Source organism: Bacillota bacterium (assembly GCA_029961055.1).
In the GTDB taxonomy this organism is placed as follows: Bacteria; Bacillota; Sulfobacillia; order JAIMAT01; family JAIMAT01; genus JAIMAT01.
The window spans coordinates 134,614-145,577 of record JASBVM010000001.1 but is presented as its reverse complement, the minus strand read 5'-3'; the positions used below and the strand labels follow the sequence as shown (position 1 = coordinate 145,577).

At 73.1% G+C, this 10,964-nt stretch carries 12 protein-coding genes and 1 pseudogene; 4 read left to right on the top strand and 9 right to left on the bottom strand.

Annotated features, from left to right (window positions below; translation table 11 throughout):
- Together QJR14_00660 and QJR14_00655 are read left to right on the top strand one after the other, a co-directional pair.
- Positions 1–419 (top strand): PTS sugar transporter subunit IIA (locus QJR14_00660; GenBank protein ID MDI3316138.1); only part of this gene is annotated, 419 nt, incomplete at its 5' end.
- A gap of 28 nt (positions 420–447) precedes the next feature.
- Complete coding sequence (locus QJR14_00655) at positions 448–1,905, top strand: fructose-specific PTS transporter subunit EIIC (GenBank protein ID MDI3316137.1); 1,458 nt, start codon at positions 448–450, stop codon at positions 1,903–1,905.
- A gap of 323 nt (positions 1,906–2,228) precedes the next feature.
- Here the strand turns inward: QJR14_00655 and QJR14_00650 are convergent, their stop codons facing one another.
- A complete protein-coding gene (locus tag QJR14_00650; protein MDI3316136.1) occupies positions 2,229–3,356 on the bottom strand; it encodes a pyridoxal-phosphate dependent enzyme in 1,128 nt (375 codons plus the stop codon).
- A 165-nt stretch (positions 3,357–3,521) separates the two neighbouring features.
- Between QJR14_00650 and QJR14_00645 the strand changes: the two genes are divergently transcribed.
- A complete protein-coding gene (locus QJR14_00645) occupies positions 3,522–4,040 on the top strand; it encodes a phosphatase PAP2 family protein (protein MDI3316135.1) in 519 nt (172 codons plus the stop codon).
- Positions 4,041–4,257: 217 nt separating this feature from the next.
- The gene (locus QJR14_00640; protein ID MDI3316134.1) at positions 4,258–5,079 is read left to right on the top strand and encodes a LysM domain-containing protein; all 822 of its coding nucleotides are present in this window, start codon (positions 4,258–4,260) and stop codon (positions 5,077–5,079) included.
- 30 nt (positions 5,080–5,109) lie between these two features.
- On the opposite strand, the pseudogene QJR14_00635 reads toward QJR14_00640, so the two are convergent.
- The 8 genes and pseudogenes from QJR14_00635 to QJR14_00600 form a co-directional block, all read right to left on the bottom strand.
- A pseudogene (locus QJR14_00635) lies at positions 5,110–5,460 on the bottom strand (sigma factor).
- A 78-nt stretch (positions 5,461–5,538) separates the two neighbouring features.
- Complete coding sequence (locus QJR14_00630) at positions 5,539–6,066, bottom strand: DUF421 domain-containing protein (protein ID MDI3316133.1); 528 nt, start codon at positions 6,064–6,066, stop codon at positions 5,539–5,541.
- Positions 6,063–7,826 carry a polysaccharide deacetylase family protein gene (locus QJR14_00625; GenBank protein MDI3316132.1) on the bottom strand — a complete coding sequence of 588 codons (1,764 nt, stop codon included), beginning with the start codon at positions 7,824–7,826 and terminating at the stop codon, positions 6,063–6,065. The genes QJR14_00630 and QJR14_00625 overlap by 4 nt, the downstream gene beginning before the upstream one ends.
- A 151-nt stretch (positions 7,827–7,977) precedes the next feature.
- Positions 7,978–8,826: a hypothetical protein gene (locus QJR14_00620; protein MDI3316131.1), complete on the bottom strand. Its 849-nt coding sequence runs from the start codon at positions 8,824–8,826 to the stop codon at positions 7,978–7,980.
- Between the two features lie 137 nt (positions 8,827–8,963).
- Complete coding sequence (locus QJR14_00615; GenBank protein ID MDI3316130.1) at positions 8,964–9,350, bottom strand: DUF1292 domain-containing protein; 387 nt, start codon at positions 9,348–9,350, stop codon at positions 8,964–8,966.
- 100 nt (positions 9,351–9,450) lie between these two features.
- Complete coding sequence (ruvX, locus tag QJR14_00610) at positions 9,451–9,939, bottom strand: Holliday junction resolvase RuvX (GenBank protein MDI3316129.1); 489 nt, start codon at positions 9,937–9,939, stop codon at positions 9,451–9,453.
- Positions 9,940–9,945: 6 nt separating this feature from the next.
- Entirely contained in the window at positions 9,946–10,641 is a 696-nt protein-coding gene (locus QJR14_00605) for a rhomboid family intramembrane serine protease (protein MDI3316128.1), read from the bottom strand.
- Complete coding sequence (locus QJR14_00600; protein ID MDI3316127.1) at positions 10,625–10,954, bottom strand: DUF2103 domain-containing protein; 330 nt, start codon at positions 10,952–10,954, stop codon at positions 10,625–10,627. Before QJR14_00600 ends, QJR14_00605 begins: the two co-directional genes overlap by 17 nt.
- Positions 10,955–10,964 lie beyond the last annotated feature (10 nt).

The following is a 10,964-nucleotide window of genomic DNA, read 5'->3' as shown; positions in this document are numbered from 1 at the left end:
AGGCGGCCGGCCGGGCGGAGGCGATCCGCGAGCTGGCGGGCCGCCTCCTGGCCGACGGGCGGCTGGACGACGTGGAGGGCTTCACCCGGGACGTGCTGGCGCGGGAGGCCGAGGTGAGCACCAGCATGGGCCACGGCATCGCCATCCCCCACGCCAAGTCGGCGCATGTACGGCGCGCAGGCCTCGCCTTCGGGCGGAGCGCGCGGGGGATCGAGTGGCCGGGCTTCGACGGCGGCGTCGACCGGGTGACGCAGCTCTTCCTGATCGCGGTGCCGCGGGGGGCGGACGACAAGCACCTGCGCATCCTTGCGGCACTGGCGCGCTCGCTGATGGATCCCGGCTTCCGCCTGCGGCTGGCAGGCGCCGCCACGGCTGGGGCGCTTGCGGAGCTGCTCCGGGAGAGGCTGGCGGCGACCTGATCCGGTACGGAACGAAGGGAGGATTCCCATGGCCAAGCAGCGACTGGTGGCGGTGACGGCCTGCCCGACGGGCATCGCCCACACCTACATGGCCGCCGAGGCGCTCAGCCGCGCGGCCGAGGCCGCGGGCGTGGAGATCAAGGTCGAGACCGAGGGGAGCGTCGGCGCGGAGAACCGGTTGACCGAGGCGGACGTGGCGGCCGCCCAGGCCGTGATCATCGCCGCCGACACGGGGGTAGACGAAGCCCGCTTCGCCGGCAAGCCCATTATCCGCGCCGGAACCGGTGACGCCATCCACGGCGCCGAGAAGCTGATCCAGGAAGCGCTCCGGCGGGCGGCGGCCCCCGCTTCCTCGGGTGATGCCCGCCGGACGGCGGAAGGTCTCGACTACCTCCGGCAGGTGGAGGCGGGGAAGGAGGAGCGACGGCGGAGCCTCGCCCAGACCGGCGCCTACCGCCACCTCCTGACCGGCGTCTCCTATATGATCCCGTTCGTGGTGGCGGGCGGCATCCTGATCGCGATCTCCTTCGCCTTCGGCATCCACGCCGCCGACGTGAAAGGAAGCCTGCCCGCCGCCCTCATGCAGATCGGCGGCCAGGCCGCCTTCGCGCTGATGGTGCCGATCCTCGCCGGTTACATCGCCTACTCCATCGCCGACCGGCCGGGCCTCGCGCCAGGTATGATCGGAGGCATCCTCGCCGCGCAGACCGGGGCGGGCTTCCTGGGCGGGATCGTCGCCGGCTTCCTCGCCGGTTATCTGGCCGCTTGGCTGGTCCGTGCCATCCGCCTGCCCAAAGGCCTGGAAGGGCTGAAACCGATCCTGATCGTGCCGCTGCTCTCCTCGCTGGTGGTCGGCCTGGCCATGATCTATGTCGTCGGCGTCCCCGTCCGCGCGGCGATGGACGGGCTGACCCACTGGCTCCGCACGCTGAGCACGGGCAGCGCCGTCGTCCTCGGCCTGGTGATGGGCGCCATGATGGCCTTCGACATGGGCGGGCCGGTCAACAAGGCGGCCTACACCTTCGGCGTGGCGCTCCTGGGCTCGGGCGTCTACGAGCCGATGGCGGCGGTGATGGCGGCGGGCATGACGCCGCCGCTGGGGCTGGCGCTGGCGACGCAGCTCTTCCCCCGGCGCTTCACCCCGCAGGAGAAGGAAGCGGGACGCGCCGCCTGGGTGCTGGGCATCTCCTTCATCACCGAGGGCGCCATCCCGTTCGCGGCGGCCGACCCCTTCCGTGTCATCCCCAGCCTCATGGCCGGCTCCGCCCTGACCGGGGCGCTCAGCATGCTCTTCCACGTCCAGCTTCGTGCCCCGCATGGCGGGATCTTCGTGCTGCCGATCCCGAACGTGGTCACCCATCTGGGTCTCTACGCCCTGAGCATCGTGATCGGCACCGTGGTGACGGCGCTGATCGTCGGCCTGGTCAAGCGCCCCGTGGAAGCGGCAGGGACCGCGGAGGAGGCGGCGCCGGCCCGGGTGATCTGAGAGCAGCGGGAGGGGGGGCGGACGGGAGCAAGGGCGGCGCCAGCGTCGCCACCATCTCCGAAAACGCGGGCCGTCTCCCGGCGGCGGCGCACGGGGGGTAGGGACCGGTTCTGGGGCTGCATCGTCGGTTGTCGACCGTATCCCGTAGCCGGTACCTTCGGCGCCCGGAGGCATACCGGCAGTCCCGTGGCCTGCCAAACCCTTCCGGCAGGCCGGCTCCCGGAAGATACCCGGGGCGGCGGAGCCGCCGGACCGCCGCCCCCTCTGGCGGGAGACCCACCGGACTCTCCCTCACACCGGTCCCCCGGACTCCGCCTCCCTGTTCACTCTTGCGCCAGCGCCTCGGCCAGCTGCCCGGCCGTGGCGTTTCCGCCCGTGACCGGCAGGATCACCTTTCGCCCGCGGATCTCCTCGCGCAGCGCGAGAGCCGCCGCCAGCGCGGCCGCGCCCGCCTCCTCCGCCACCAGGTGGGCCGTCTCCGCCAGGAGCCGGATCGCCTCCAGCATGGCCGCGTCGCTGACCAGCACGATGTCGTCGAGGTGACGGCGGAGAAGCCGGAGCGGCAGCTCGAAGGCGACGCGGGTGGCCAGGCCCTCGGCGCGGGTGGCCGCCTCCGGCGTCGACTCCAGCCGGCCCGAGCGGAAGGAGCGGTAGACCGCGGGCGCCCCTTCGGCCTGGACGCCGATCACGCGCATGCGCGGGTTGAGCGCGCGCGCCACGATGGCCGCGCCCGAGGCGCCCGACCCGCCCCCGATGGGGACGAAGAGGAAGTCCGCGTCCGGCACCTCCAGCAGCGCCTCCAGGTAGGCGGTGGCCACCCCCGCCACCAGCAGCGGCTCGTTCATGGAGTGGACGTAGCGGGCGCCCGTCTCACGCGCGTAGGCCTCGCAGGCCTCCCGCGCCTCGTCGAAGTCCCGCCCCACCTCGCGCACCTCGGCGCCCCAGGCGCGGATCGCCTCCCGCTTCAGCGGGTTGAGCCCCTCGGGCCCGAAGACGGTGACCGGCAGGCCGAAGAGACGGCCCGCGTAGGCGATGGACTGGCCGTGGTTGCCGGTGGAGGCGGCGGCGAGGCCCGCCGGCCCGATCTTGCCTTCCTCCCGCTCGGCCGCCACCAGGTTGACGCCGCCGCGGACCTTGAAGGCGCCGGTGGGCTGGAGGTTCTCGCACTTCAGGTAGACCTCCGCGCCGGTCCGCCGGTCGAGCGCCGGAGGCCTCAGGAGCGGCGTGGGCGCGAGGTAGGGCGCGATCCGCTTCCTCGCCAGGAAGACGTCCTGGATCCCCGGCTCCCAGAGCGGCTCCCCCGACCCGGTCCGCTGCGTGAAGGGCTCGTCGACGTCGATGATGGAACGCCACCTCCCCCTCCCCGATTCGCGGCGCCGGGAGAGGGCTCCTGGTCCCTTGGGCCGGCGGGGGTGCCAGGCTATAGTGGCGCCATGGCGAGACCAGGTCACCGCCGGGATGCTGCTTCTTCCCGGTCCGCACAGCGACCGGAAGAGACGGGGACGGGCAGGGGGAGGCGCGCGCTCCGGGGGACCGCGGCGCTCCTCCTGCTGCTCCTGCTGGGCGGCCTCGCCCTGACGCCCCCGGTCGGACGGCTGAACCGCGAGGTGACGGCCGTGCTGGTCGCGCTGCCCGCCGGCCTTCGGGCGCCGCTCCAGCTGGTCTGGCTGGCGGGGTCGCCGATCCTGACCGGTCTCCTGGCGCTCCTGGCCGCGGGGAGGGGGCGCGGGCGCGCGTGGCGGGTGGGGGCGGGCTTCCTGGGCGTCGTGACGGTGGAGGCGCTCCTGAAGGCGCTCCTGCCCACCCCCTCCCCGCCCCTCCAGCCCGTCACCTGGCCCTGGCTCCGGGAATGGCTCGGCTTCCTCAGCCCCTCGCCCGCGCACGTCGGCCTGGCGCTCTTCCGCGGGACCTTCCCCAGCGGGCACGTCGCGCGGATCACCTTCGCCGGCTGGCTCCTCGCCTCCGGCGGCGGCCGCCGGCCGGGGCGGGGCGACCGCGCGGCGGCCTGGCTGGCCTTCCTGGGGGCCCTGGCCGTGGTGGCCACGGGCGGGCACTGGCTCTGGGACGCCCTGGGCGGGGCGCTGCTGGGCTGGTCGCTCGCCCGCTGGACGGGCGGGGGAGGCGGCGGCGCCTGAGGAAGGTCCGGCGGGGCGGGAGGTGGAGAAGCCGGGGTGGAGGGCGCCGCCCTCAGCCGGCGCCCTCGAGCGCCTCCTCCCGTTCCGCCTCCAGCTCGTTCAGCCGGCGCTCCGCATCCAGCGCCCGCCTCCGCCGCCCCCATCCCCGCTTCACTGGCCGGCACCAGTCCGCGCCGCGCTTCATAGACAGGCACGAGGACGCCAAGGAGGTGGATCCATGTCGACCCCCATGCACATGCCGCCGTGCCCACCGGGCAGCTTCGCCTACACCATCCGGCCCGGCGACACGCTCTTCCTGCTGGCGCAGCGCTTCGGCACCACCGTGGCCGCGATCCTGGCGCTCAACCCGGGCATCAACCCCTACAACCTCCAGGTCGGCCAGGTGATCTGCATCCCGACCCCGCCGGGACGCGTCTGCCCGCCGGGAAGCTTCCCGTACACGATCCGGCCGGGTGACACGCTCTTCCTGCTGGCGCAGCGCTTCGGCACCACCGTGGCCGCGATCCTGGCGCTCAACCCGGGCATCAACCCCTACAACCTCCAGGTCGGCCAGGTGATCTGCATCCCGACCCCGCCGGGACGCGTCTGCCCGCCGGGAAGCTTCCCGTACACGATCCGGCCGGGTGACACGCTCTTCCTGCTGGCGCAGCGCTTCGGCACCACCGTGGCCGCGATCCTGGCGCTCAACCCGGGCATCAACCCCTACAACCTCCAGGTCGGCCAGGTGATCTGCATCCCGACCCCGCCGGGACGCGTCTGCCCGCCGGGAAGCTTCCCGTACACGATCCGGCCGGGTGACACGCTCTTCCTGCTGGCGCAGCGCTTCGGCACCACCGTGGCCGCGATCCTGGCGCTCAACCCGGGCATCAACCCCTACAACCTCCAGGTCGGCCAGGTGATCTGCATCCCGGGTTCGGGCGGCATGGACCCCTCCCAGGCCGGTTCGGAGCCGGGCCAGGAGGGGGACTGGAGCCAGGCGACCGGCTCGGGACAGGAAGGCGGAGGAGACGGCGAACCGGACGGTGGCGAAGAAGGCTGAGGCGCTGGCGGGGGGCGATGTCATGGGATTCTCGTTTTCGATGCACCGCGCGGCATAGGTTGCCAGCTTGGTGCCCTTGGAGGCGTCGTAGGTCTCGATGCCCTTGATCAGCCCGATGGTGCCCACGGAGATGAGGTCGTCGGACTCCTCGCCGGTGGTCTCGAACTTCTTGGCCAGGTGGGCCACCAGGCGGAGGTTGTGCTCGATCAGCCGGGCGCGCGCCGCGGCGTCGCCCTCGCCCATCCGCCGCAGGCAGTCGGCCTCTTCCTCGGGCGAGAGCGGCTGCGGGAAGGAGCCCCCTCCGCCGGAGACGTAGCCGACCAGGAGGAAGAGGAACCGCGCGATGCCCGCGGCCAGGAGCGCCAGCCAGGTCCAACCCATGCTTCCACCTCGCACGCCGCGCCGTCTTGCCGTGCCTTGCAGCCTATGTGGAAACGGCGCCCGTTGTGCGGGGACGGGTCAGAGCAGGCCCGCCCGGCGGCTCCGCACCTTTCGCCGGCTCCGCCGGAGCGGCTGGTCCGCCGTCAGGATGCTGATGGTGCCGTCGGTCTCCAGGATGGCCAGGCGGACTTCCTTCACGTCGGTCACGCCGTGCTCCCGCATGGCCATCAGGCAGTCCTCCTCGCTCAGCCCCTCGCGCCGGAGCGCCTCCTCGAGCCAGTGGCCGTCCCGGGCGATGACGGTGGCGTGACCCTCCATCAACCCCCTGACCAGGGGGCTGCGCAGCCGGAGCTGAGCCACCAGCGCGTTGACACCCAGCAGGGTGACGACGATCACCACGCCGCCGGCCAGGGAGACGTCGGGTCCGGTGATGGCGGGCTGAACCGCGTTGGAGACGAGCAGAACCACCACCAGGTCGAAGAGGGTGAACTGGCCCACCTCGCGCTTTCCCATCAGCCGGAAGCCCAGGAGCAGCAGGAGGTAGACCAGCGCCGCGCGCAGCGCCAGGTTCCACCAGGGGAGTGCCAGGTGGAACAGATCGTTCATACCTTCGAACCCGCCGCCGGCCGCGGGGAGGCGTGGCCGTGCGCCGGGGCGTCATGGGGCGCGGCCCGCCCGCGAGGCGCCGTCCGTTCCGTCCACGGAGAGGCGGCCGCGCCGCCGGCGACGGGCCTGTGCGGCCCCGCCACCGCCGCCTCCAGGCTCGCCAGCGGCCAGTCCGGCCAGACCGTCCAGCGGGGGAGGAACCAGCGGTTCTCGCCCGCTCCGAGCCAGCCCGGCACCACCGTGAAGGCGGCGCGGTAGCCGGCGGCCGCCAGCAGGGGGATCAGGCGCGGATTCGGCCGCCCGTGCGGATAGGCCAGGGCCAGCGGCGCCGGCAGGCGGAACCGGCCGAAGAGCGCCAGCTCCTGCTGCTGATCCGCCTGGAACTGGGCGGGCGTCATCTGCCAGAAGGCCGGGTGGCCCGGCGAGGGGTCGTGGGCCGCGAAGGTGTGCGCCTCCACGTCGAAGAGGCCGGAGGCGACCAGCTCGTCCAGCTGCCCCTGCGAGAGGTAGCCCGGCCGGCCCACCGTCCCGCCCAGCAGGAAGAGCGTGGCGTGGAGGTGATAGGCCTCCAGGACCGGCAGCGCCTCCGTCACCAGGCCGGGATAGCCGTCGTCGAAGGTGATCAGGACGGCGCACGGCCGGGGCGCGGCCAGGAACTGCCGGACCGTCTCCACCGGCCGGCCGCTCCGGGCGAGCCAGGCCATCTCCGCCTGGAACTGGCTCCGGTCGACGATGGCGCCGTCGCGGAGGAGCGGCCCGCGATCCGCCCGATCGGCCAGGACGTCATGGTAGAGGAGCGCCACCGGTGCGCAGGCCGCCACCCGCCGGAGCGCCCCCGGGACGCCGCCGCGAAGCGTGCGCGCCCCGCCCCGTCCCGCCCCGCTCTGCTCGCTGCGGAGCGGCCAGGCCGGCGCCCGCTCGAGCGCGTCGCGGAAGGTGGCCAGGCTCTCCATGCCGCTCACCCGGATGCGGGGGAGCGTATACCACCCCGACCGCGCCGGCACCGCCACGCCCCAGACCGTCGTCTCCGCCCCCAGGAAGCCCGCCGCCTGGACAGCCGCCTCCACCCGGGCGTCATACCGCCCGGAGGGGTAGGCGAAGAAGCGGGCCGGCAGGCCCAGGCGCTCGCGGATCCACTGCCGCGAGCCCGCCAGCTCCCGGGTGAGCGTCGTCGCCCGGACCCGGGTCAGGTCGGGGTGGGTGACGGTGTGGGCGTCGATCTCGAAGCCGTTGGCGGCCAGCTCCCTCACCTGGTCCAGGGTGAGCGCGCCAGGCCGGCCCACGAGGCCCACCTGGAGGTTGAGGACGGCCGGGAAGCCGTAGCGGCGCAGGATCGGGAGCGCGTTCCGGTAGACGCCCGCGTAGCCGTCGTCAAAGGTGATCACCACCGGCCGGGAGGGGAGCATCCGCCCTTCCTGGACGTCGGTGTACCAGCTGTCCATGGTGATGGGGTGGTAGCCGCTGGCCGACAGGTAGGCCATCTGCCGGGCGAACGCCCCGGGGCTGACGTAGAGCCCCGCCCACCCGCGGGCGGGGGGAGTGCCGATCTCGTGGTACATCAGGATCGGCACCGGGATCCACGCCTCCTGGGCGGTGGAGCCGGCCTTGGCCACCCGCGCCGCCGGCACCGGGACGCGCGCCCTGAGGCCGTCCCGGCCGCGATGGGTCCGGGCCGCCGGCGCCGGGCGGGGGCTCGGCCCGCTCCCCGGCGCCCGCCCCAGCGTCTCCGCCATCCAGCCCGCCGCCAGGATCAGCAGCACCAGGGCGGGGACCCAAAGGAACCTCCTGCGCGTGGGTGCTCACCTCGTCGCGTCATGTGGCGGGTCTCGCCATCGACCCACGCCGATCCTACCGCGGAAGCCGTGCGGCGGGAATCTCCACGGGCACGGCGGGGAGTGCCCCCGCACTCCCTCACCGGCCGCGGCGGGGCAGGCGCGGCTCGCGCTCGTAGGGGACGGGGACGTACTGGACCGAGGGGCGCCGCTGCGCCGGCTGCGGGTAGAGCTCCATCAGCTCGTAGACCTCCGGAGGAAGCCCCACCCGGACGGGCAGCCCCAGCTCCTTCGCCTTCTCCACGGTGATGGGGTAGTCGTGCGTCCAGCGCCCGGTGGTCAGCGCCTGGGCGACGCGGAGCGAGGCTTCCTCGTCCATGCCGTTGGCGCGGGTGATGGCGACCACCAGCTCGTAGACCTGCCGCATCGCCTTCCTGGCCACCTCGGCGCGGATCAGCGTCTCGTCGTCGATGGCCGCCGGCGGCTTGAGGTCGAGCACCCTGAGGATGTCGGCGGCGGCGTACTGGCCGATCTGCGGGTCGACCGGGCCGAGCACGGCGTTCTCGTCCATCACGATCTCGTCGGCGGCCAGCGCCAGGAGGGTGCCGCCGCTCATGGCGTAGTGCGGGATGAAGACGGTGACGGGGCCGCTGCGCCGGACGAGGGCGTGGGCGATCTGCTCGGCGGCCAGCACCAGGCCGCCCGGCGTGTGCATCACGATGTCCAGCGGCATCTCGTCCGGCGTCAGCTTGATGGCGCGGAGGACCGCCTCGGAGTCGTCGATGTCGATGTACCGGCTGATCGGGATGCCCAGGAAGGCCAGCGACTCCTGCCGGTGGATCAGCGTGACGACGCGGCTCTGGCGCCGCCGCTCCAGCGTCCGGATGACGGCCATGCGGCGCGACTCGCGCAGATACTGCTGGACCATGGGCGAGAAGGAGGCGGCGATCAGAAAGAGCCAGAACAGGTCGAACAGGCTGAAGCTCATGGCGGTCACCCCCGGGCGCCTCCGCTATCCTTCCTTGCCCATTCTACGGTCCGGGCCATGCATGAAGAGACGAGGCGGCCCGCCCCGGCGCTCCTCGCCGCCGGCGCGGGCCGCCGCCCCAGGGCCCGGTGGCTGCTTCAGCGCTCGGGCTTCTCGTCCTCGTCCTCCTGGTCGAGGTCGTCGCCCGCCTCTTCCTCGTACTCGGCGTCGAACTCCTCGTCCCAGTCCTCGTCGTCCTCGTCGTCCTCGTCGTCCTCGTCCCAGTCCTCGTCCTGGAGTCGCCCCCAGGCGGCCGCCACCTGGTTCCACTCCTCTTCGTCCTCGACCTCGCTGAGGGTCTCGTTCCCCTCGGCGTCGGTGTCGATGCGCAGGACGAAGGCTTCGGACTCCGACTCAGGATCGGCCAGGACGGCGTACTCGTTCGCATCCACGCTGATCACGTCGAGGAGTTCGAAGCGGTGCTCCTCGCCGTTCTCGTCTGTCAACACCACGAAATCCTGGTCCTCCCGATCCTGCTCGTCCATGGCGGACTCACCTCGCTCCCGGCGGGCTCCCCCACCGCATCCAGCACGCCGTCATTGTAGGCACCACCCCGGAGGGCGTCAATCGAGGCCCGGGCTCGCCTCATCCTGCCGCGCCGGGGCCCCGCGGCCCGGGCTCGTCGTCGCCGCGACCGGGGGGCCCGGCCTCTCGACCCCGCCGCTGCCGCTCCAGATAGGACTGGAGGATGAGCGCGGCGGCCGTCCGGTCGAGCGACCGCCGCCGCCGCCGGCGGGAGAGATCGCCCTCGAGCATGGCGCGCTCCGCCTCCACCGTGGTCAGCCGCTCGTCCTCGAAGACGACCGGCAGGCCGGTCGCCTCGCCGAGCCTCCGCGCGAACCCCTGGACGCGCAGCGCCTGCGGCCCGATCTCGCCGCGGAGCGTGCGGGGAAGCCCGACCACGATCCGCTCCACCCCGAGCTCGCGACAGAGCGCCGCCAGCTCGGCCAGGGCGGCCGCCTCCCCGCGGCGCTGCTCCACCGTCCGGACCGGCTGCGCCGTCCAGCCCAGGGGGTCGCTGACGGCCACGCCGATCCGCCGCTCGCCCACATCCAGGCCCAGGAGCCGTCCCAGCCGCCCTCACCTTCTCGTGTACGGCTGCGTCCGCTCGGTCTGGAAGAGCGAGACCAGCGACGCGCCGGCGAGGAAGCCGCCCACGTGCACCCAGTAGGCTACCCCGCCGGAGGCGTATTCCACGCCCAGGCTGGCGGCGCCGGAGAGGAGCTGGACCGCGAACCAGAAGACCAGGAAGACCACCGCCGGAATGTGGAGCGGGACGATGAAGAAGCCCAGGGGGATGACCGTGGTCACCCGCGCCCAGGGGTATTTGACCAGGTAGGCGCCCAGGACGCCGGCGATGGCGCCGCTGGCCCCGATGACCACGATCCCCGAGTGGGGGTAGAAGAGCGTCTGGACCACGTTGCCGATCACGCCGGTCAAGAGGTAGAAGACGATGAAGCGGAGGTGGCCCATCAGGTCCTCGACGTTGTCCCCGAAGATCCAGAGGAAGATCATGTTCCCGATCACGTGGAGCCACGAGCCGTGGAGGAAGATGGCGGTCACCAGCGGCTGCCAGCTGGCGGCAGCCAGCGGCCCGTACCGCGACCAGCTGGCCGTCACCTGGGACGGCACCAGCCCCCAGCGGGCATAGAAGAGGTCGAGCTGGTCGGGCGTCATGCCCAGCTCGTGCAAGAAGATCAGGATGTTGGCGACCACGAGCAGGACCGTCACCCAGGGGAAGCGCCGGGAGCGGACGTCGTCACCGACCGGGATCATCGCGCCCACCTCGCACGGGCTCGACCAGCCCCGCCTCGACGCACCAGCGCAGCGCCTCCTCGGGCTTGCCCGTGATCACGAAGATCTCCTGGACCGCGCCGCCGGCGCGGCCCAGGAGCTTGAAACCGCTCTCCGTCCGGTACTGGTAGGTGACGGAGGGCGCCGCCCCCCGCTCCAGCGGCCGGATCCGCCCCGGGATGACCGCCTCCACGCCGGGCGCGGCGCCGATCCGGTCGACCAGCGGCTCCAGCCCCGGCACCACGTGGTGGCGCTTCTTCACGTTGCGCGCCGGACCGGAGCGGAAGCGGGCCACCCGCGCTCGT